Source organism: Bacillus sp. JJ864 (assembly GCF_036963045.1).
Taxonomy (GTDB): Bacteria; Bacillota; Bacilli; order Bacillales; family Bacillaceae_G; genus Bacillus_A; species Bacillus_A pseudomycoides_C.
The window spans coordinates 48,311-68,894 of record NZ_JBALLY010000014.1; the positions used below are offsets into that span (position 1 = coordinate 48,311).

The window sequence follows — 20,584 nt, forward strand, 5'->3', positions numbered from 1 at the left end:
GGTTCGCCTATGTAACAGGGCACATAATTACTACCTGTTAGAAAAGAGAGGGATACATTATGAAAAAGTTAATTGTTGTCCGCCATTGCTCGGCAACTGGACAAGAACATGATGCTCCGCTTACAGCAATAGGTGAGCAACAAGCAAATGATCTTGCCAATTTTCTCATCAATGAACAGCTTCCTATTGAAAATATTATCTCTAGCCCTTTTACTCGCGCCGTCCAATCCATTACACCTTACGCGTCACATATAGGACTCCCTATTCAAGAGGATGCGCGGTTAACTGAGCGCATACTGAGCGGCGCTCCAATGAGTAATTGGCTACAAATGCTAGAGCAAACCTTTACAGAAATAGATGTCGCTTTTACTGGCGGAGAATCTACGCGCCAAGCGACGGAGAGAGTTCAATCACTTATCCACAGCATATTACAAGACGATACACAAAAAGTAACACTACTCGTTACACACGGTAACTTATTCACACTCATTTTAAAGATTTTTGACGAAAGCATCGGTTTTTCCACATGGAAAAGCTTAAGCAATCCAGACGTATACGAAATTACGATTGAACAGGATGCAGCAACTATCCACAGATTGTGGGGGATACATTGTGAAACGAATGAGCGTAACTGCTGATAATTTAGAGTCAGAACATATTTGCTGTGCTATATCTGACAAGAGAATGACACAGGGAGTCCTGCAAAAGAAAGCATGGTTGCAAAAACGAATTGAAGAAGGACTTGTCTTCAAAAAGTTAGATGTAAATGGAAAAGTATTTATTGAGTACCTTCCAGCTGAATACGCATGGGTACCCATTATAGCTTCAGGGTATATGTGTATAAACTGCTTTTGGGTGTCTGGACGCTTTAAAGGACAAGGGCACGGCGCGGCATTGTTAGACGAATGTGTACAAGATGCAAAAAACAGTGGTAAACACGGTGTTGTCGTGATTTCAAGCAAAAAGAAACGCCCGTATTTATCTGACGGGAGCTATTTAAAGAAAAAAGGATTCGAAGTTTGTGATACAGCACCACCTTACTTTGAATTGCTTGTGTATAAGTTTGATTCTCTAGCACCTATCCCGCAGTTTCATACGAGCGCAAAAGAAATGCATGTTGAAACGCAAGATGGATTAGTTGTGTATTACACAGATCAATGCCCGTTTACCGATTATTATGTCCAGCAAGAACTGAAAGAAATTGAACAAGAATACAATATTGCCATTCAGCGTAATAAAATTTCAAACCGGGAAGCTGCTCAAACTGCGCCGTGTGCTTTTACAACATATAGCGCTTTTTATAATGGGCAATTTCTTACACATGAAATTATAAACAAAAAGAAATTCGAAAAGTTGTGGAAAACATTCCAAACGTGAAACGAAAGGAGCTTGCATTCCGATGTATGAAGAAGTCATCTCATTACTACATAAAACGAATGTTTTATATGAGAAATTTGAACATGAACCTATTTTAGATTATGAAACAGATCGGCTCATTCGAGAACGCCTTGGCTTAGAAGGCGAACCGAGTAAAAGCCTGTTTATGAAAACAAAATCTGGGGCTTACTATGTCTTTTTTACGTTAGAAGGATCTCTCTTTGATATGAAGCAAATGAAAGACATCATCGGTACACGCGTCTCACTTTGTTCACCTGATGAACTAAGAGAGATGACAGGATGCATTCCAGGATGCGTTGCTCCGTTTGGTTATACACAAGATGTAACGATTATTGTGGATTCTTCCATTTATCACTACGAAAAAATATTAATTTCACCTGGTGTCCCTGAATTTACAATTTCTTTATCCACAGAAGAATTACGAAAAATTTTATCCACATGTGGAAACACCGTATTAGAATATGAATGAAACAAGAGCTGAAAATTTCAGCTCTTGTTTCATCCATGAGCACCGGAACCCGACATATTCAATACAACAACCCCACCAATAATAAGCACTAAACCAACGAGTGTTTGCCATGTAAAAGCATCCTTCCAAATTAGAACACCAATTACTGCCGTTAACGCCGTACCAACTCCGGACCAAATTGCATAAGCAGTGCTAATTTGAAGGTGCTGCAATGTCTGTGATAAAAAATAAAAGGCAGATGCAAAACCAAGAACAACCCCAATACTTGGCCATACCTTCGTAAAGCCCTCTGACAGCTTCAGCATCGTTGTTCCAAAAACTTCACTCACAATTGCAAACCCTAATAAAATAAATCCTTTCATAAACTCCTCCCTTTCTATTCAAGTACATCGTTCTCGAAAAAAAATCCCCCTTAGTTAAGTTACTAAGAAGGATCTCCTCATTATTTTGCTGCTACTGTATTCTCTTTTGCAGATTGTACTTGCTCATCAGCATGGTAAGAAGAACGCACAAGTGGACCAGCCTCACAGTGACTAAATCCTTTGCTAAGTGCAATTTCTTTTAGCTCTGCAAATTCTGCTGGTGTGTAATATTTAATAACCGGTAAATGCTTTTTAGACGGCTGTAAATATTGACCAAGCGTTAAAATGTTAACGTTGTTTGCACGCAGGTCATCCATTGCTTCGATAATATCTTCTGTTGTTTCACCAAGCCCAAGCATGATACTTGATTTTGTCGGAATGTCTGGCTGCATTTCTTTTGCACGACGTAAAAATTCTAATGAACGATCATATTTTGCTCTTGCGCGAACTCGGTCAGATAATCGACGCACTGTTTCAATGTTATGGTTTAAAATATCAGGACGTGCATCCATTAACATTTTTAAATTTTCTTCTACTCCACCCATATCAGATGGTAAAACTTCAATAGACGTAAATGGACTTTTGCGACGAACAGCACGCACTGTTTCCGCAAAAACTGCCGCTCCTCCGTCTTTCAAATCATCACGTGCAACCGCTGTTATAACAACATGTTTTAAGTTCATTTGATACACGGAATCCGCTACGCGTTCTGGCTCTTGTAAATCAAGCTCTGTTGGTAAGCCTGTTTTTACAGCACAGAAGCGACATGCACGTGTACAAACTGCACCTAAAATCATAAATGTTGCTGTTTTACGAACAGCCCAGCATTCGTGAATATTCGGACATTTTGCCTCTTCACAAACGGTATGAAGGTTTTTAGAACGCATCATTTTCTTTAAGCCTGTATAGTTTTCATTTGTATTTAATTTAATTTTTAACCATTCGGGCTTGCGCTTGTATTCTGTTTGTTTTGTCATGTTCATCAACTCCGCACAATATGAAATAGTTTACCGTGTTCGCTTCTTTCAATGTAACATATCTATTCTATCGCATGAAAGCGATTTGCTCAAATGAAGATTGCAAGAATTCTTTCCAATTATTACTTATAATGAAATATCGTGTATATCTCACACTAAAGGTAGTGATTCGGAAAGGAGCTTACTACCGTGCATCGAAAACTTTTCCTTTTGCTTTTTATTTATTTTCTTCTTCAAGCGAATATTGTGTACGGGGAAGAAAACAAGCAAGATATATATAAGAAGCGAATGACATTATACAAAGAAATGGAGACCGTCTCTCTTATTCCATGGTACTACTTCGCTGCCATTGATCAGTACGAGCGAAATATTCGTTCTGTACGCCGCGATATTCCGAAAAAGCCAGATGCTACGATTTCAATTTATTTCAAACCAGAAATGTGGGCTGGCCCAGCTAATCCAAACTTACATGATACAAAGCCTTATACAATCTCCTTATTTGGAGGCATAGGCTTAGATGGGAACGCCGATGGATTAGCAGATGCAAATAATGAAAAAGACGTTCTCTACACAATGGCTACCATAATAGGAAAACAAGGGGCAAATCGAGACCAATTAAAAATTATGCTGTGGGAATATTATCAGCGGGCAAAAACAGTAGAGTTAATATTAGGGTATGCTCGTATGTATAAACATTACAATCGAATTGAATTAGAAGGAAATGCCTTCCCCTTGCCCATTCACAGCAACCATAGCTACCGCAGTACATTTGGTGCGAAACGAAGCTTTGGCGGACGGCGTATGCATGAGGGGACAGACATTTTCGCCGGACACGGTGTACCTGTTCGTTCTACTTGCTATGGCATTATTGAAACGAAAGGGTGGAATCGCCTTGGCGGCTGGCGCATCGGTATTCGCGACCTATACAACAACTACCATTATTACGCACATTTAGGCGGATTTTCAAAAGAAATACAGCTTGGTCAAATCATTGAACCCGGCACCGTCCTTGGATTTGTTGGCAGCACTGGCTACGGTCCTCCTGGGACAGCTGGTAAATTCCCGCCTCACTTGCATTTTGGATTATATAAAGATAACGGCTATACAGAGTGGGCATTTGATCCATATATGCATTTAAGCTTATGGGAACGAAAAGAACGAATGAACTCCAAGAAAAAATGATTTGAAAAAAGCGGCTCATTTCAGTTAGCCGCTTTTTTCTCATTCTTTTCTGGGACAACAACTCCGCCGCCCCCGTAATAACCCGGCACCTCACCTTGAACAATGCGCGTGGCGATCGGAATATCTTGTTTCACAGTTACTTCTTTTGTATGAAACGGAATAATCACCTGAAGCGCCACTTCAATTTCCATCACAATTTTAATTGCCGTATTGTTAATCCCTTGCTGCTGGAAATCTTGTTTAATATTTGTCGATACATGACCAATTGTTGTAAACGTAATCGGAATATCTGGTCCTATATTACCGAGCAATACGTTGTCCGTAATTCTTCCGAGCGGAACAGATAGTGCAGTTCCGTCATCTTCTGATAATCCTAACGCTTTCGTATCTCCTTTTTCAACTCGGTGTAAATATTCCTCTATGTACGTTGTTGTTGACGTTAAAATTTCATTAACTGCTTCTGTATTTAAATCCATTGTAGAAACTTTTCCGTTCTTATCAGTTTGCACTTTCATTAATGAATCAACGTTGATGCCTTGTGCAACCCTATCTTTCACTGCCTTCGTCATCACAACTGTCGCAGTCCGCTTCGTTTGCATTTCTGCATACTTCATTAACGTTGGTCGAATGCTTTTATTCACAAGCCACAAGCCTTGTAAGGTGAGAAGAATAAAAATAGCAAATGAAATAAGCAATACGTAACGAAATGGCAATGGTCCTTTCCGAAATCGAGAAGTTCGGGGGCGAAATGCACGCATAACAAAATCCCTCCTTCTTACACATGTATATGCAAAAAGGAGGGACGATATATTAAATCATTTTTAACAATGCTTCTTTTCCAATTGTACCAGCTGTAATTCCTAATCTCTCTGCTTCAATCGTAACCGATTCAAGAGGTGCTTCTAACAACTGCTCAATTGTTCTAACCCCAACAGCGCGCCCCGCAAGAATACTGCGATCGCTTAACTTTTCATTTAATAACGCCACATCTAGCGCACCGCACATAATATATCCTTTATCACTCTTAACAGCTAACAAATTTGTTTTCGGAAGCTGTACACTCACTGCTATAAACGTATGTTCATTTATTATAATCGGTTCTATATTAACCATAGTTCGCACTCCTCTCTCTTTATCTGTATGAAAAGAGAAAAACGAATGTGAATACAAAAAGCCTACTGCGTTGCAGTAGGCTATAATTTTACAGATGATGCATATGTCAGTAATGTATTTGTTAAAACATCACGAAGTAGTTCTGGCATATAGTATTCTTTTTCTGATACAACTGCAAGCTCTGGATACAAATAGCCGAATGTGAACATATCAATTGTCCCCACTGTGTAAATTCGTTCTAGGTCTAATGATTCTCCGCCAATCATGACATCTTCAAGTAATAGTTTATTATTCGGAATCGTATCTGGAATCACTTCAACACCTGCATATATCATTTTCCCCATAACTTTTCCGCGGAATCCTAAGCCCTTTACTTCAAGCCGCTCCATGCTTGGACGACGCGCTTTCAAGATTACCTCCCGAAGCGTTTTCCCTGTCACCTGCAAACGGCACGGGTTAATTGGATGTGGACAAATACGATGAATATCTCCTCGTGTAACGACACCTTCTTGTAATCCTTCAAGTAATACGCCGGCATTTACCATACCAATTTCAGCATCGCACCATTCTTTGAGGGACTCGGCAAGCATATGAGCAAATTTCGTTTCTTGAAACCAATCCATTTTTAACGATTCTTTTAAACTTACAACAGGCTCTGCCATAATGAGCTTACTCTCTTGTTCAAGCTCTTCTAATAAAATATGAGAGTCCCCGTATGCGCCTAATCGCTTCGTACTAATTGCCCGTCCATCTTTTTTCGTCACTTTCTTTGTCTCTAAATCCACTGTTATTTGCACATGTCCGACATAATGTCCCCACTTCTCCCCGCAGCAAAGAAGTGTTTCATTCACCAGCACACCGCGCTCAAATAAATGGTGAGTATGTGCGCCTAAAATAACATCTATGTCATAATGCTCAGCCATGTATTCATCGGCATTTTTCCCTAAATGAGACAAGACAACAATAACATCGGCCTGCGAACGCACCTCTTCTAAAATGGCTTCTAAATGCAAATACGGATCTTCAATATGCCAATCTAGCTTCGCATAAAAATCAGGATATGCGACTGTTAAACCAATGAATAGAACGGTAATCCCGTTATCAAGCGTTTGTAGTACATATGGTTTTGCCCACTTCGGACGAGTTTGATCACTTTCAAATAAATTGGCAACAAGCACTTCAAAATTCGCATCGTCATAGAGATGATCCAACTGCTCTTTCGCAAGTGTAATCCCTTCATTGTTCCCAATCGTTATATAATCGTACAATGTCTCGTTTAAAAGCTGCACATTTCCTTTTCCAGCCGTTGCCTCAGAAATCATATGAAAACGATCAACATGATCGCCAATATCTAATGTAAAGACCGCTTCACCAGCAGCAAGACGACGCTTTTTCTCTTCTAACACAAAACGAGAAATTTGCGGCCAATTTTCAAAATGACTATGTATATCATTCGTATGATAAAGATGAATTGTTACTTCCTGCAGAGAAAAAACCTCCTCTCAATTCCATACTTCTTGTTTACGCTATATATAAGCTTGAATCCTGTAAATACTTTTCGTCTTTTCTTGCTATTTTACATTGTACTCTCATTGAGGGAAAAAGCAAAAGTTTCTTCTTTAAAAGTTAAGAGCTTCTCGCGTGTCGAACACGGTCGAAGGGTCTTTATCCCGTGTCGAACCGCCGATATATTTCTAGTCATGAAAAAAACGCCCTGTAAACAGGGCGCTTCGGACGTATACATCACCTTTAATTATAACTAATATTATAGGTTGGGTATAATGTCGTTCCGCTAATCCAGATTTTTATTTCATTTGTTAATGGAACATTTTGTTCATTAATAACGGTTCTCCACCATTCCCATGCAAGGCCTGTACATTCTCTCGCTAAGACTTTTACATTTTTTGAATTTGGTGGAAGTGGTATGACTGTAGAGAAATGAGCCGTTTTGTCTCTGTTGTTTCCTTCCCAAGTTTTATGGGTTAATACTTCTTTTCCATTTTCATCATATGAGAATTCATCCCAGGATACATCAAATTGAGCAACATATGCACCGTAATGATCAAGCTTCATTTTCGCACTAGAATATTCCGTAGATGTTGTCTCGATATAATCTGTATTGTTATGAACAGCAGCAACCGCATTATCTTTTAAGAAAGTGCTAGTATATGAAATTGGATATGCAGGATTTTTAGGACTTAATTCTGCATTGTCTTTAATGATATTTCGAATTTCATTAAAATCTTTTGTAACAACCTTGTTATGCTCTTTTGCATCTCCGCCTAATACTACAGCGGTAAAGGTACTGTCTTCAAAAATATCTTTGTACTGTCCACTCGCTTCGACGCTGTTATTCTTAAGTAAGGCTTTAAAGGCAGCTTGTACATCTTTACTCTTAGAAGTTGTTTCTAATTTTACATAAATTGTTCTGCCGTAAGCTACATTTGACACCATAACAGGCGGAGCCTCATTACTTACCCCTTTACGAGTTAACTCTTCATACGTAACGCTATTATCAAAAAGGTCTGATGGATTGTTAGGTTGTTCTGCACTTACTGTATAAAATATTTGCTTATATGCCGCAACCATCACTTTTTTCTCTCCACTTGCAACAGCATTAAAGTCAATGTTCAGTCCATTATCAAGATATTTAGCATTAACATTAAGAGCACTTGCGATTTGAGATTTACTATAAACCATAGATTCTGTATACTGCATTCTTGCAGGTAACGTATGTGTTGATGAATACTTTTCATTCCAAGTAGATACTAAATCATCTACTGCTCCAGACACATTACTATATGTTGGATTTTGGACAGTGATTGTATTTTCTTTTCTCATGCCAGGTAAGTCAATACTAATATTCAAAGGTTTTCTCTTGGCTACTAATAAACTAGGTTGATTATCTGCAAAAGCTTTATTTGCAAGTTGTACTGCTCCTGGATATGTACGATTAATCATAGAATCAATAATTGAAATATCCACCGGTGAAGTTGTAAGTGATTTTTTCTCACGTTCAACCACTACAAATTTACCATTCGAATTTTTACCTTCTTTCGGAACAAAACTCTCTACTTTATCACCATTTACTGCCAAAACATCTCTACTATCATACTTTAAATTTGCTATGCCATTATCGATGCCACTAGCATTTTTTGCTTGATCAGCTGAATTACTTGTTTGTGTTTCAGCGAAGGAAATAAACGAATAATTAATAGTGCATAAACTAACAGATAAACATACTAGAAATTTCATTGCTTTAACATGTTTTAGAACTTTCAAAAAACTCGCCTCCTTTTTAGGGAAATTATATCACAAAATCATAATTTTTGTATATTGATAAAATTTTTTTTTTACTTACTCAAACTAGATAGTCTTTCAGCGGCTTTCATGCACCCGATCCTTTTTACTTGTCCGAGCTTCCTGACAAAGTAAATATCGTATGAAAAAGCGCCGATATATTTGTTCCCAATGAAAAAAGCGCCCTGTAAACAGGACGCTTCTTCTTTTCTTTTATTATCCAGTTCCAGCGGCTAGAATGCTCGGTGGCTTCGCTCCTTCCTACGAGGCAAAAAGTGCCTCTACGTCAGAAGCTCCATCCCCCTCACATTCTGAACGAGCCGCTTCCACTTTCATTATTGTCCAGCTCTGCCTCCTAGACCCTCATGTCTAAGAACCTTCCGCACCAGAAGATAAAAAACATCTTCTGTGCGAAAGAACCTTAGCCAACGGGTCTGAACAGTCGGCTCCGCATTTCTAATTAACCAATAGAACCTTCCATCTCAAATTTGATTAGGCGGTTCATTTCTACTGCGTATTCCATTGGAAGTTCGCGAGTGAATGGTTCGATGAAGCCCATTACGATCATTTCTGTTGCTTCTTGCTCAGAAATACCGCGGCTCATTAGGTAGAATAATTGTTCTTCTGATACTTTTGATACTTTCGCTTCGTGCTCAAGTGAAACGTGATCGTTTTTAATCTCGTTGTAAGGAATTGTATCAGATGTAGATTGGTTATCCATGATTAATGTGTCACACTCGATGTTAGAGCGAGAGTTTGTCGCTTTTGGTCCGAAGTGTACGATACCACGGTAAGTTACTTTACCACCATGTTTTGCAATCGATTTAGAAACGATTGTTGAAGATGTATTTGGTGCTAAGTGAATCATTTTCGCACCAGCATCTTGGTGTTGGCCTTTACCAGCAATCGCGATTGATAATGTTAAACCGCGAGCGCCTTCGCCTTTTAAGATAACAGCTGGGTATTTCATCGTTAATTTTGATCCGATGTTACCGTCAATCCATTCCATCGTTGCGTTTGCTTCGCAAACTGCACGTTTTGTAACTAGGTTATATACGTTGTTTGCCCAGTTTTGGATTGTTGTATAACGGCAATATGCATCTTTCTTAATGATGATTTCTACTACCGCACTGTGAAGTGAGTTTGTTGTGTAAACAGGTGCTGTACAACCTTCTACGTAGTGTACGTGTGCGCCTTCGTCTACGATAATAAGCGTACGTTCGAATTGTCCCATATTTTCAGAGTTAATACGGAAATACGCTTGAAGTGGTGTATCAACTTTTATACCTTTTGGAACGTAGATGAATGATCCACCAGACCAAACTGCAGAGTTTAACGCTGAAAATTTGTTGTCTGTTGGCGGAATTACTTTTCCGAAATGCTCACGGAAAATATCTTCGTTCTCTTTTAATGCGCTATCTGTATCTTTGAAGACGATTCCTAGTGCTTCTAGGTCTTCTTTCATGTTGTGGTATACAACTTCAGATTCGTACTGCGCTGATACACCCGCTAAATATTTTTGTTCTGCTTCTGGAATACCTAATTTATCAAATGTTGCTTTAATTTCATCAGGTACTTCATCCCAAGACTTCTCAGATTTCTCAGATGGTTTTACGTAGTACGTAATTTCATCAAAGTTTAAATCATTTAAGTCTCCGCCCCATTGTGGCATTGGCATTTCATAGAAGTGATCCAGGGATTTTAAACGGAAGTCTAACATCCACTGTGGTTCTTCTTTCATACGTGAAATCTCTTCTACGATTTCTTTTGTTAAACCGCGCTCAGCACGGAAAATCGAAACGTCTTTATCTTTGAAACCATATTTATAATCGCCGATATCTGGCAGCTGCTTCGCCATGTTCGTATGTCCCTCCTTGGATAACCTCGTTTTTAGGAAGTGATTTTCATTACTTCTCTTCGTTCAAGCCTTTTTCTAACGCTTTCCAAGCTAATGTTGCACACTTAATACGCGCTGGAAATTTGCATACGCCTTGTAATGCTTCAATATCTCCTAAATCAATGCTGTCATCATACTCTTTTCCTAGCATCATATCAGAGAAAATTTTCGAAAGCTGAAGCGCTTCTTCAATTTTCTTTCCTTTTACAGCTTGCGTCATCATAGAAGCGGAAGACATGGAGATGGAACAACCTTCTCCTTCAAACTTCGCTTCTTGTACAATTCCGTCTTCTACTTTCATCGTAAGTTGAATACGATCGCCGCAAGTTGGATTGTTCAAATTCACCGTAACACTATCTTCTAATACGCCATGGTTACGTGGATTTTTGTAATGATCCATAATAACTTGGCGATATAACGTATCTAAATTATTAAATGACATTTGTGAAATACTCCTTTGTTTTCATCAGCGCTTCGACAAATGTATCAATTTCTTCTTTTGTGTTATATAAATAGAAACTTGCACGTGCTGTAGAAGAAGCTTTTAGCCACTTCATTAACGGCTGTGCACAGTGATGACCTGCACGAACCGCAATCCCTTCTACATCTAATACTGTTGCCACATCATGCGGATGTACTTCATCAATATTAAATGTAATAAGACCTGCACGTTTTTTTGGACCATAAATTGTAACACCGTCTACTTCTGATAGTCTTTCTAAAGCATACTGCGCTAATTCATGTTCATGCTTTTCAATATTATCAAGACCGATTTCTTCTAAGAAATCAATCGCAGCTCCAAGTCCGATTGCATTCGCAATAATCGGTGTACCTGCTTCGAATTTCCACGGAAGCTCTTTCCACGTAGATTCTTGTAAATCTACGAAATCGATCATTTCACCGCCAAATTCAATTGGCTCCATATTGTTAAGCAATTCCTTCTTACCATATAATACGCCAATACCTGTAGGCCCGCACATTTTATGAGCGGATAAAGTGTAGAAATCACAGTTTAAATCTTGTACGTCCACTTTCATATGCGGTGTACTTTGTGCACCATCAACGACCATAATTGCGCCGTTTTGATGCGCGATTTCTGCAATTTCTTTTACAGGGTTAATCGTCCCAAGTACGTTAGATACGTACATGATTGAAACAATTTTTGTATTTGACGTAATCGTTTCACGAGCATCTTCTAATGAGATTGTCCCGTCTGATTGAAGCGGAAGATATTTTAACGTTGCGCCTGTTTTCTTAGCAACTTGTTGCCAAGGAATAATATTACTATGGTGCTCCATGTAAGAGATAACAATTTCATCGCCTTCTTTTACATTTTCCATGCCATAGGCTGCCGCAACTGTATTTAACGCCGTTGTTGTACCGCGCGTAAAAATAATTTCTTCCATCGATTTCGCATTAATAAACTTACGAACTTTCTCGCGTGCGCCTTCATACGCATCAGTTGCTTTCGTACCGAGCGTATGAACACCGCGATGCACGTTCGAGTTATATTCTTTATAGTAACGTTCTAACGTTTCAATGACTTGAATTGGCTTTTGAGAAGTTGCCGCACTATCGAAATAAACAAGTTGTTTGCCGTTTACCTTTTGATCAAGAATTGGAAACTGTTTGCGTATTTCATGAATATCCATTAGCGAACTTTCCTTTCAATTACCTCAACAAGCTGCGCTTTAACCCCTTCGATTGGAAGCTCATTTACTACAGGTGCTAAGAATCCATGGATGACTAAACGTTCTGCTTCTTTCTTCGGAATACCACGGCTCATTAGGTAGTATAGTTGTGTAGGATCTACACGTCCTACAGAAGCTGCGTGACCTGCCATTACATCATCTTCATCAATTAAAAGAATTGGGTTTGCATCGCCGCGTGCTTTTTCATTTAACATAAGAACGCGAGAAGATTGCTGTGCATTTGATTTTGATGCACCGTGTTCAATTTTACCAATTCCGTTAAAGATAGATGTTGCACTATCTTTTTGTACACCGTGTTTTAAGATGAAACCTTCAGAGTGTTTACCGAAGTGAACAACTTTTGTTGTAAAGTTTTGCGTTTGGTTGCCACGGCCGATTGTTACTGTTTTTGTATCAGCAAATGAACCATCGCCCATTAAGTTCGTTACGTTCTCAGAAATTGTGTTTCCATCATTCATAAGACCTAATGCCCACTCAAGACGTCCGTCTCGTCCAACTACGCCGCGGCGGTTTACGTAAGATGTTACGTCTTTTGCTAACAAATCAACCGCACCAAACTTCACTTGTGCACCTTGTTCTACGATTACTTCTGCCACGATATTTGCAATACCTGTAACAGTTTCATTTGCCACGTAGTTTTCTACATATGTTGCAGAACTGTTTGCATCTGCAACGAATAATACATGGTTATAAACGTTTGCTTCTTCGCCGTCTACTAAGAATACAGCTTGAAGTGGTGTTTCAAGAACAACGTTTTTCGGAACGTATACGAACGCACCGCCGTTGATTAGCGCAGCATGAAGTGCTGTTAAACGATGCTCATCAACTTTCACGCCATCTTTCATTAAATACTTTTGTAAAAGCTCAGCATGCTCAGTTGCAGCTGTTATAATATCTATAAAAATAACGCCTTTTGTTTTTGCTTCTTCTGATAAAGAAACGAATGCAGTTGTACCGCTGCGCTGTACAAGTACGTTATTATTTTCATCGATTAAATTTTTCACTGCTTCTGGAAGTTCTTCTAAAGAACTCACAGGCTCTTGCTTTACAGTTTTACCTTTGCCGATAAAATCCCATTTATCAATTTTCGTTTTATCTGGCGTTGGCATTGGAAGTTCAGTTGCCTTTGCAAGAGCTTGTAAGCGGAACTCAGTCAACCAAGCAGCTTCATTCGCTTCGCTTGCAAATTGACGGATAGAATCTTGATCGAAAGGTAATGTACCAATTGTCATGTTTATTGCTCCTCTCTTACGCTTCTTGCTCTTCTGTTTCGTCTTCAATACCTAGTTCTTTTTTAATCCAGTCATAACCTTCAGCTTCTAAACGGTGTGCAAGCTCAGGACCGCCAGATTTCACAATACGACCATTCATCATAACGTGTACATGATCTGGAGTAATGTAGTTTAATAAACGTTGGTAGTGCGTAATCATTAAGCAACCGAAATCTTCACCGCGCATTTCGTTAATACCTTTAGATACAACTTTTAATGCATCGATATCAAGACCAGAGTCGATTTCGTCTAAGATTGCGATTTTTGGCTGAATCATCATTAATTGAAGAATTTCGTTACGTTTTTTCTCACCGCCAGAGAAACCTTCATTTAAATAACGTTGTGCCATTGCTGGATCCATTTCTAGGAATTCCATGTTTTTATCTAATGTACGGATAAATTTCATAAGAGAAATTTCATCGCCTTCTTCGCGGCGCGCATTAATTGCAGAACGTAAGAAGTCAGCATTTGTTACTCCGCTAATTTCACTTGGATATTGCATTGCTAAGAATAGACCAGCTTGTGCACGCTCATCTACTTCCATTTCTAATACATCTTCACCGTCGATGATGATGCTACCTTGTGTTACTTCATATTTTGGGTGACCCATAATTGCAGAAGATAAAGTTGATTTACCTGTTCCGTTAGGTCCCATGATTGCATGGATTTCTCCACCTTTTACTTCAAGGTTTACACCTTTTAAAATTTCTTTGCCATCAATTGATACATGTAAATCTTTAATCGTTAATGTAGAACCAGCCATCTCAATACCTCCAATAATTCTCTATATACATTTTAAAAATTCCTAAAACGTTCACATTCTCATTTTATTCTCATTCTAATTTTATATCAAATAAAATGATATCGCAAACGTTGAAAAAATGTAACAATTTTTCTGCAAATACGAACAGGAATTTTCTGCACATTACATTATGATACACCTTTCTTCCTAATTATATAAAGAAAAAAGGGCTAAGAATTTCCAGCCCTTTTTTCACCTTATTCACTTACAGGAAGCACAGCTCCTTTATATTCTTTCGTAATAAAATCTTGAATTTCTTTTGAATGTAATACTTCTACAAGTTCTTTAATTTCTTTTCTGTTTTCGTCACCTTTACGAACAGCGATAATATTTGCGTAAGGAGAATCTGATCCTTCAATTGCAATTGCATCTTTTGTTGGGTTTAACTTTGCATCAATTGCGTAGTTTGAGTTAATAAATATTGCATCGCCTTCATTGTTCTCATATAACTTTGGTGTAAGACCTGGTTCAACATCCGTTTTAAATTTCAAGTTTTTCGGATTTTCTACAATATCTTTTTCTGTTGCTTTTACAACATCTACGCCGTCTTTCAGTTTAATAACGCCGCCTTTTTGCAGAAGTGCTAACATACGTCCGCGCTCTGATACGTTATTACTCATAATTACTGTTCCGCCGTTTGGAAGGTCTTTTAAACTTTTATATTTCTTAGAGTAAATTCCCATAGGCTCTAAATGAATTTTTCCTGCATTTACAAATTTATATCCTTTTTCTTGGATCTCTTTCTCTAAATACGGAATGTGTTGGAAGTAGTTCGCATCCAAATCTTTACTAGCTAACGTTTCATTTGGTAGTACATAGTCTTGGAATTTTTTTATTTTTAATGTAATCCCCTTTTTCTCTAATAGTGGTTTCGCTTTTTCTAAAATAACTGCATGCGGTACGTTAGAAGCACCCACTACAATTGTTTTCTTATCTTTTTCGCTGCTACCACAAGCAGCTAATGCAAATACAAATACAGCAATAAGTGCTGAAAATAATACCTTTTTCATGTTATGACACCCTTCCTTTTCACAATATTCAAAATAGTAATTTTATAGAAAGTCTTCGTCTGAGACGAAAACTCTTCTTTATCTTTTATCAAGCCGCTTCGTAAAGAAGTCACCAAGCACTTGAATAATAAATACGATAACAAGCACAAGAATTGTTGCCATAAAAGTTACATCGCTATTGTTACGCTGGAACCCCTCTAAATAAGCAAGTGTACCAAGGCCGCCTGCACCAACCACTCCAGCCATTGCCGTATAACCGACAAGTGCAATTGCCGTTACAGTGATGCCTGAAACAAGCGCCGGCAAAGCTTCTGGTATTAATACTTTTAAAATGATTGTACTTGTCTTTGCCCCCATCGCTTTCGATGCTTCAATGACACCTTTATCAATTTCACGAAGCGCAATTTCAACCATTCTCGCATAAAACGGCGCTGCTCCAACAATTAATGCTGGCAGTGCAGCACTTGCTCCAAGAATGGTATTTAGAAGAAACTTTGTAAATGGAATGAGTAAAATAATTAAAATGATGAACGGGATAGAACGAAAAATATTTACAAACGTACCAATTACAACATTGACCGGTTTGTTCTCCCATAAATTATCTTTTCCTGTAAGAAACAGTAATAATCCAAGAATAAGACCCAATACAAATGTTGCCAGTGTGGCAACTGTCGTCATATATAACGTTTCTCTAGTAGCTTCTAGCATTGTATCCCAATCGACATTTTGAAGCAGATTATCCATGTGCAATCACCTCCAGCTCGACTTGCTCTTGTTGAATCGTTGCAACTGCTTTTGCAACCACATCTTCATCGCCATTTAAGTGAACAATTAAGCTTCCATACGCCCCGTTTGTCGTTTGTGCAATATTCCCTTGCAGAATGCTCACTTCCACTCCATCTTGCTTCATTAAATCCTGTAAAACTGGTCTTTCTACTGCTTCACCAATAAATTGCAGTTTCACGACCTTCCCTTCTGGGTATTTCTCTGCTAAATGCTCAATTGTTTCATCTGCATCTTCAGAATCTGTTATTTGCTTAACAAAGCGCTTTGTAATATCTTGCTGCGGATTACGAAATACATCCAACACGCTGCCGCTTTCAACAATCTTTCCTTTTTCCATAACAGCAACGCGGTTACAAATTTTTTGAATAACATGCATTTCATGCGTAATGAGTACAATCGTTAACCCAAGACGCTTATTAATATCGAGAAGCAAATCTAAAATTTGATCTGTCGTTTCTGGATCTAATGCTGACGTTGCTTCATCACACAATAATACTTTCGGATTATTTGCTAACGCTCTCGCAATACCGACGCGCTGCTTTTGTCCACCACTTAGCTGAGATGGATACGCATCTCCTCGTCCATCTAAACCAACAAGACGAATTAATTCATCTACACGCTGACTTCGTTTCTCTTTTGTCACCCCAGCAATTTCAAGCGGGAAAGCAATATTTTCACGAACAGTTCGTGACCAAAGTAAGTTGAAGTGCTGAAAAATCATTCCAATTTCTTGACGTGCTTCTCGAAGTTCTTTACCTGTAATTGCCGAAATCACACGCTCTCCAATCGTAATCTTTCCAGACGTTGGCTTCTCCAATTGATTAAACAAACGAATTAACGAACTCTTTCCGGCACCGCTATAGCCGATAACCCCGAAAATCTCGCCTTTTTCTATTTGTAAATTCGCATCATCCACAGCGGTAACATCACCGTGTTTAGAGCGATATATTTTCTTTACATTTTCTAAAATGATCATAGATGTCACCCCTTTTTAATTAAAAAGCGTATGCGGCTTGCCCAGAATGGAAGGGGGATGGAGCTTCTGACGTAGAGGCGTTTTTTTTCCTCGTAGGAAGAAGCGAAGCCACCGACCATTCTAGCCGCTGAAGCTGGATTATAAAAAGCGTAAGCGGCTTGCCGCTATTACTATAAAAACGTTTTGTTGTTCAAGCGTCCTCCTACACCGAAACAACAAAAAAACCTTTCTGCTTTAAAATGAGCAGAAAGGTTTATATACATAAATTACTATTATCCTTTCCTCTCATCTCTCAAAGCATTCGCTTTGCAGGAATTGGCACCATTTCAACATAAGTTGACGGTTGCCGGGCTTCATAGGGCACAGTCCCTCCACCTCTCTTGATAAGAGAAAATCAGATATAAATTTCGTCTGATTTTATCGTTATGAAGTTTTCGTTATTTTATGTTTTGAATTGTATCAACGCATGAAATAGATGTCAACAGAAATTTTTAGCAAAAAATAAACTTTCTGAAAGTTAAGCACCTACCCTTAACGGTTTGCAAATATGAAATACAGATTCTAATAATAACATCGTTCGATATGTCCCTCTATATGTAATCGCATTTCGGCGCAATAATGACTGCAAGCGAACTTGTCCTGTAATCAACAACCGCAAATCTGTTTCTTGAAAACAAACAAGCTCTTCTGTTCCCACCGCACCATTTATAAGTTCAATTTTCTCTCTTGAAATATTCAATGAATAACATTCATCTTGGAAAATAAAACAAACAACCTTTTCGAATTGTGGTAATAGTGGTTCTAAGTGATATTGCGTATTGGCATATGTTACAAATGATTGAAGCAGTGAATACAATTTCATCCTTATCACACTCCCCATATCACGTTTTACATATTACCATTCCATTTTTATCACGCGCTCTCCTGTATCATTCTCTCGACAAAAGCTGTACGAAAAACCATTTATTTCTTACTATTTCCCAAGAAATATGTCGAGGCGGCAAATTTTTTGCCGCCTATTGTAATTCCATATATAAATATTCCACAGATTGAAATGCATATATTTTCTTTACAATTTGGTTCTTCTCAAATATAAGTAAACACGGAACACTTTCAATTTGATACTCCCGCGCAAAATGCGGTGCATAATTTACATTTAGCATTCCAATTTCTAAGTGAGGCAACGCTGCCTCAACAACCGTTAGCATTTTTTTTGCAAGCTGACACGTACCGCACATTAGCGTATATACGTATAACACCGTTTTTTCTTGATCTCTAACTGCAACTTCTGCTTCATATCCTGTCCAATCGATCATTGTACCCTTCCTTACCGTAAAAATTCTGTATAGACGTCAATGTCAGCTCCCCATAAAACGTTCGCTAAATGAAATGACGGTGCAGTCGCAACCTCTCGATACGAACGATCAATGTAAATATGTTCAGCATGTGGAAATTCTCGGCGAAACTGTTTGCGTAATTTCTCCCCTGCATCATCTGCATCCACAAGAACATACACTTCTTTATCATACAGCTGGTCAATGAGTTCATCCATTTTCGACAAACCAATTGTACCATTTGTACAAACAATTTCCACCGGTTCTCTAATAATCGTTTCGATCTTTCTCTTATCTGACTTACCTTCAACAATAATTACTTTTTCCACATAGACCACTTGGCATCACCCGATCACCATATACTATGATACAACCTTGCCTTTAGTATATAGTATATTCGATATTTTAATGTTGTTTCCTGTTTATTTTTGTGAAGAAAAGCGGAAGCGGCTTGGTCAGAATGTGAGGGGGATGGAGCTTCTGACGTAGAGGTGTTTTTTACCTCGCAGGAAGAAGCGAAGCCACCGACCATTCTAGCCACTGGAGCTGGACAATAAGAAAAGCGGAGCCGACTGTTCAGTCCCGGTGGCTAAGGTTCTTTCACACAGAAGGTGCTCTTTACCTTCTCGTGGGGAAGGTTCTTAGACATGAGGGGCTAGGAGGTGAAGCTGGACAATGTAGAAAAGCGGAAGGGGCTCGTTCAGAAACATATCTAAGAAAATCTCCATTCCTATCATCTCTAAGTAGAAAAAATTCTATGTTCTATATACATCCATTTTGATTTTTCGACATCTAAGTCGCTGCTATGTAGAACAAAGATGACCTGTACTCACTTTTCCCCTTTGGTTTAACCCTTGCATGTGGCAGGAAAAGACCATGACCGCTTCTATGCATGGCCAGATGATCTCGCCCACCTAAAAAGACAGGTTTTTTGTTAGTTTTTCAATTGGCATTTCATATAATACAAATACCTTTAAAAACAGCACAACTAAAAAAGGACAGCTCACAGCTGTCCTTTTCAGATTAGTCTTGATTAATCATTTCTTCGTATTGCTCTGCAGTTAATAATTTCTCCACTTGGCCTGCATCTTCAAGCTCAACTTTAACCATCCATGCACCTTCGTATGGAGATTCGTTAACAAGCTCTGGCTTGTCATTTAAGTCTTCGTTTACTGCTACAACTTTACCTGCTACAGGTGCGTATAGTTCAGAAACTGTTTTAACAGACTCTACGCTTCCGAATGGCTCGTCAGCTTCAATTGTTGCACCAACTTCAGGAAGTTCCACGAATACGATATCTCCTAATTCGTGTTGTGCGAAATCTGTAATACCGATGATAACTTGGTTGCCTTCAACTTGTACCCATTCGTGCTCTTCAGAGTAACGTAATTGTTTTGGAATGCTCATGTCTGTACCTCCAATGAATGTATTAATTATGTAAAAGCACCTTATTGGTACTTTTTCCACACGCTTTCAAATTGCTCTTCATTAAAGCCAACCGTTACATCATTACCGCCTGTTACAATTGGTCGTTTGATTAACATGCCATCAGAAGCGAGCATGTCTAACATTTCCTCTTCACTTGCATCTTTTAGCTTGTCCTTTAATCCAAGCTCGCGGTAACGCATTCCACTTGTGTTAAAGAATTTTTTTAATGGTAATTCACTTTTTTCATATATACTACGAAGTTCCTCCTTAGAAGGCGGATTTTCGACAATATGAACCATTTCATACGCTACATCATTTGTTTCTAACCATTTTTTTGCCTTTTGACATGTTCCACATTTTGGGTATGAATAAAATGTTACTGACATACATTCACCTACTTTTCACTAACCTTTACCCTTATCATATAAAAAATATTTTTTCATTTCAAACTTTAACTTATTTCGCTAAAAATTTCTTTTATCCTGCAAAATTTTTATTTTTTTACAGAGTCTTAAAAACATTTTACTACCGAAAAAAAATTATCTCAATAGAATATTATAAAATATT

The 20,584-nt window shown here is 38.4% G+C and carries 23 protein-coding genes and 1 riboswitch; of the genes, 4 read left to right on the top strand and 19 right to left on the bottom strand.

Features of this window, described 5'->3' with window-relative positions; all coding sequences use genetic code 11:
- The first annotated feature begins 59 nt into the window (after positions 1 to 59).
- The 3 genes from V7024_RS03130 to V7024_RS03140 are packed head-to-tail and all read left to right on the top strand — an operon-like array spanning position 60 to position 1,867.
- Entirely contained in the window at positions 60 to 638 is a 579-nt protein-coding gene (locus V7024_RS03130; protein ID WP_335515533.1) for a histidine phosphatase family protein, read from the top strand.
- Positions 622 to 1,377: an N-acetyltransferase gene (locus V7024_RS03135; RefSeq protein WP_335515638.1), complete on the top strand. Its 756-nt coding sequence runs from the start codon at positions 622 to 624 to the stop codon at positions 1,375 to 1,377. The genes V7024_RS03130 and V7024_RS03135 overlap by 17 nt, the downstream gene beginning before the upstream one ends.
- A 22-nt stretch (positions 1,378 to 1,399) precedes the next feature.
- Complete coding sequence (locus V7024_RS03140) at positions 1,400 to 1,867, top strand: YbaK/EbsC family protein (RefSeq protein WP_335515536.1); 468 nt, start codon at positions 1,400 to 1,402, stop codon at positions 1,865 to 1,867.
- Positions 1,868 to 1,896: 29 nt separating this feature from the next.
- On the opposite strand, the gene V7024_RS03145 is transcribed toward V7024_RS03140, so the two are convergent.
- Both V7024_RS03145 and lipA read right to left on the bottom strand, forming a co-directional pair.
- Positions 1,897 to 2,229: a DMT family transporter gene (locus V7024_RS03145; RefSeq protein ID WP_335515538.1), complete on the bottom strand. Its 333-nt coding sequence runs from the start codon at positions 2,227 to 2,229 to the stop codon at positions 1,897 to 1,899.
- A gap of 80 nt (positions 2,230 to 2,309) precedes the next feature.
- Complete coding sequence (lipA, locus tag V7024_RS03150) at positions 2,310 to 3,206, bottom strand: lipoyl synthase (RefSeq protein WP_306198652.1); 897 nt, start codon at positions 3,204 to 3,206, stop codon at positions 2,310 to 2,312.
- A gap of 189 nt (positions 3,207 to 3,395) precedes the next feature.
- Here lipA and V7024_RS03155 point away from each other — a divergent pair, with 189 nt between their 5' ends.
- Complete coding sequence (locus tag V7024_RS03155; protein WP_335515544.1) at positions 3,396 to 4,388, top strand: M23 family metallopeptidase; 993 nt, start codon at positions 3,396 to 3,398, stop codon at positions 4,386 to 4,388.
- A 20-nt stretch (positions 4,389 to 4,408) separates the two neighbouring features.
- On the opposite strand, the gene yunB is transcribed toward V7024_RS03155, so the two are convergent.
- The 17 genes from yunB to V7024_RS03240 form a co-directional block, all read right to left on the bottom strand.
- Positions 4,409 to 5,146 (bottom strand): sporulation protein YunB, encoded by a 738-nt coding sequence (yunB, locus tag V7024_RS03160; protein WP_335515547.1) that lies wholly within the window; start codon positions 5,144 to 5,146, stop codon positions 4,409 to 4,411.
- A 52-nt stretch (positions 5,147 to 5,198) separates the two neighbouring features.
- On the bottom strand, positions 5,199 to 5,501 hold the full coding sequence (locus V7024_RS03165) for a YunC family protein (RefSeq protein ID WP_335515550.1): 303 nt from the start codon (positions 5,499 to 5,501) through the stop codon (positions 5,199 to 5,201).
- An 80-nt stretch (positions 5,502 to 5,581) separates the two neighbouring features.
- Positions 5,582 to 6,988 carry a bifunctional metallophosphatase/5'-nucleotidase gene (locus V7024_RS03170; protein WP_335515641.1) on the bottom strand — a complete coding sequence of 469 codons (1,407 nt, stop codon included), beginning with the start codon at positions 6,986 to 6,988 and terminating at the stop codon, positions 5,582 to 5,584.
- Between the two features lie 262 nt (positions 6,989 to 7,250).
- A complete protein-coding gene (locus V7024_RS03175) occupies positions 7,251 to 8,756 on the bottom strand; it encodes a thiol-activated cytolysin family protein (RefSeq protein ID WP_335515644.1) in 1,506 nt (501 codons plus the stop codon).
- A gap of 505 nt (positions 8,757 to 9,261) precedes the next feature.
- Positions 9,262 to 10,659, bottom strand: coding sequence for a Fe-S cluster assembly protein SufB (gene sufB / locus V7024_RS03180; RefSeq protein WP_272189180.1), 1,398 nt, complete (start codon positions 10,657 to 10,659; stop codon positions 9,262 to 9,264).
- A gap of 49 nt (positions 10,660 to 10,708) precedes the next feature.
- The gene (gene sufU, locus V7024_RS03185; protein ID WP_035433100.1) at positions 10,709 to 11,140 is read right to left on the bottom strand and encodes a Fe-S cluster assembly sulfur transfer protein SufU; all 432 of its coding nucleotides are present in this window, start codon (positions 11,138 to 11,140) and stop codon (positions 10,709 to 10,711) included.
- A complete protein-coding gene (sufS, locus tag V7024_RS03190) occupies positions 11,130 to 12,350 on the bottom strand; it encodes a cysteine desulfurase SufS (protein ID WP_335515554.1) in 1,221 nt (406 codons plus the stop codon). Before sufS ends, sufU begins: the two co-directional genes overlap by 11 nt.
- Positions 12,350 to 13,642, bottom strand: a complete 1,293-nt coding sequence (sufD, locus tag V7024_RS03195) for a Fe-S cluster assembly protein SufD (RefSeq protein WP_335515557.1) — start codon at positions 13,640 to 13,642, stop codon at positions 12,350 to 12,352. The genes sufS and sufD overlap by 1 nt, the downstream gene beginning before the upstream one ends.
- Before the next feature lie 16 nt (positions 13,643 to 13,658).
- A complete protein-coding gene (sufC, locus tag V7024_RS03200; RefSeq protein WP_090916120.1) occupies positions 13,659 to 14,444 on the bottom strand; it encodes a Fe-S cluster assembly ATPase SufC in 786 nt (261 codons plus the stop codon).
- 236 nt (positions 14,445 to 14,680) lie between these two features.
- Positions 14,681 to 15,493, bottom strand: a complete 813-nt coding sequence (gene metQ / locus V7024_RS03205; RefSeq protein ID WP_335515562.1) for a methionine ABC transporter substrate-binding lipoprotein MetQ — start codon at positions 15,491 to 15,493, stop codon at positions 14,681 to 14,683.
- A gap of 78 nt (positions 15,494 to 15,571) precedes the next feature.
- Positions 15,572 to 16,237 carry a methionine ABC transporter permease gene (locus V7024_RS03210; protein ID WP_335515565.1) on the bottom strand — a complete coding sequence of 222 codons (666 nt, stop codon included), beginning with the start codon at positions 16,235 to 16,237 and terminating at the stop codon, positions 15,572 to 15,574.
- On the bottom strand, positions 16,230 to 17,255 hold the full coding sequence (locus tag V7024_RS03215) for a methionine ABC transporter ATP-binding protein (protein WP_335515568.1): 1,026 nt from the start codon (positions 17,253 to 17,255) through the stop codon (positions 16,230 to 16,232). Before V7024_RS03215 ends, V7024_RS03210 begins: the two co-directional genes overlap by 8 nt.
- A 282-nt stretch (positions 17,256 to 17,537) precedes the next feature.
- A riboswitch (SAM riboswitch) is annotated at positions 17,538 to 17,645 on the bottom strand.
- 127 nt (positions 17,646 to 17,772) lie between these two features.
- On the bottom strand, positions 17,773 to 18,117 hold the full coding sequence (locus V7024_RS03220) for a hypothetical protein (protein WP_335515571.1): 345 nt from the start codon (positions 18,115 to 18,117) through the stop codon (positions 17,773 to 17,775).
- Positions 18,118 to 18,271: 154 nt separating this feature from the next.
- Positions 18,272 to 18,571, bottom strand: coding sequence for a thioredoxin family protein (locus V7024_RS03225; RefSeq protein WP_335515574.1), 300 nt, complete (start codon positions 18,569 to 18,571; stop codon positions 18,272 to 18,274).
- An 11-nt stretch (positions 18,572 to 18,582) separates the two neighbouring features.
- Positions 18,583 to 18,927, bottom strand: coding sequence for a toprim domain-containing protein (locus tag V7024_RS03230; RefSeq protein ID WP_335515577.1), 345 nt, complete (start codon positions 18,925 to 18,927; stop codon positions 18,583 to 18,585).
- Between the two features lie 685 nt (positions 18,928 to 19,612).
- A complete protein-coding gene (gene gcvH, locus V7024_RS03235; RefSeq protein ID WP_098917866.1) occupies positions 19,613 to 19,996 on the bottom strand; it encodes a glycine cleavage system protein GcvH in 384 nt (127 codons plus the stop codon).
- 41 nt (positions 19,997 to 20,037) lie between these two features.
- Positions 20,038 to 20,403 (bottom strand): arsenate reductase family protein, encoded by a 366-nt coding sequence (locus V7024_RS03240; RefSeq protein ID WP_335515582.1) that lies wholly within the window; start codon positions 20,401 to 20,403, stop codon positions 20,038 to 20,040.
- Positions 20,404 to 20,584 lie beyond the last annotated feature (181 nt).

Excerpts from the sequence above, each read along its gene's own strand:
- V7024_RS03220 (WP_335515571.1), bottom strand. The coding sequence starts at position 18,117 with ATGAAATTGTATTCACTGCTTCAATCATTTGTAACATATGCCAATACG.
- sufS (WP_335515554.1), bottom strand. The coding sequence starts at position 12,350 with ATGGATATTCATGAAATACGCAAACAGTTTCCAATTCTTGATCAAAAG.
- yunB (WP_335515547.1), bottom strand. The coding sequence starts at position 5,146 with ATGCGTGCATTTCGCCCCCGAACTTCTCGATTTCGGAAAGGACCATTG.
- V7024_RS03175 (WP_335515644.1), bottom strand. The coding sequence starts at position 8,756 with ATGAAATTTCTAGTATGTTTATCTGTTAGTTTATGCACTATTAATTAT.
- metQ (WP_335515562.1), bottom strand. The coding sequence starts at position 15,493 with ATGAAAAAGGTATTATTTTCAGCACTTATTGCTGTATTTGTATTTGCA.
- gcvH (WP_098917866.1), bottom strand. The coding sequence starts at position 19,996 with ATGAGCATTCCAAAACAATTACGTTACTCTGAAGAGCACGAATGGGTA.
- sufD (WP_335515557.1), bottom strand. The coding sequence starts at position 13,642 with ATGACAATTGGTACATTACCTTTCGATCAAGATTCTATCCGTCAATTT.
- V7024_RS03165 (WP_335515550.1), bottom strand. The coding sequence starts at position 5,501 with ATGGTTAATATAGAACCGATTATAATAAATGAACATACGTTTATAGCA.
- V7024_RS03135 (WP_335515638.1), top strand. The coding sequence starts at position 622 with ATGAGCGTAACTGCTGATAATTTAGAGTCAGAACATATTTGCTGTGCT.
- V7024_RS03215 (WP_335515568.1), bottom strand. The coding sequence starts at position 17,255 with ATGATCATTTTAGAAAATGTAAAGAAAATATATCGCTCTAAACACGGT.
- sufB (WP_272189180.1), bottom strand. The coding sequence starts at position 10,659 with ATGGCGAAGCAGCTGCCAGATATCGGCGATTATAAATATGGTTTCAAA.
- V7024_RS03240 (WP_335515582.1), bottom strand. The coding sequence starts at position 20,403 with ATGTCAGTAACATTTTATTCATACCCAAAATGTGGAACATGTCAAAAG.
- sufC (WP_090916120.1), bottom strand. The coding sequence starts at position 14,444 with ATGGCTGGTTCTACATTAACGATTAAAGATTTACATGTATCAATTGAT.
- V7024_RS03145 (WP_335515538.1), bottom strand. The coding sequence starts at position 2,229 with ATGAAAGGATTTATTTTATTAGGGTTTGCAATTGTGAGTGAAGTTTTT.
- sufU (WP_035433100.1), bottom strand. The coding sequence starts at position 11,140 with ATGTCATTTAATAATTTAGATACGTTATATCGCCAAGTTATTATGGAT.
- lipA (WP_306198652.1), bottom strand. The coding sequence starts at position 3,206 with ATGACAAAACAAACAGAATACAAGCGCAAGCCCGAATGGTTAAAAATT.
- V7024_RS03225 (WP_335515574.1), bottom strand. The coding sequence starts at position 18,571 with ATGATCGATTGGACAGGATATGAAGCAGAAGTTGCAGTTAGAGATCAA.
- V7024_RS03140 (WP_335515536.1), top strand. The coding sequence starts at position 1,400 with ATGTATGAAGAAGTCATCTCATTACTACATAAAACGAATGTTTTATAT.
- V7024_RS03210 (WP_335515565.1), bottom strand. The coding sequence starts at position 16,237 with ATGGATAATCTGCTTCAAAATGTCGATTGGGATACAATGCTAGAAGCT.
- V7024_RS03130 (WP_335515533.1), top strand. The coding sequence starts at position 60 with ATGAAAAAGTTAATTGTTGTCCGCCATTGCTCGGCAACTGGACAAGAA.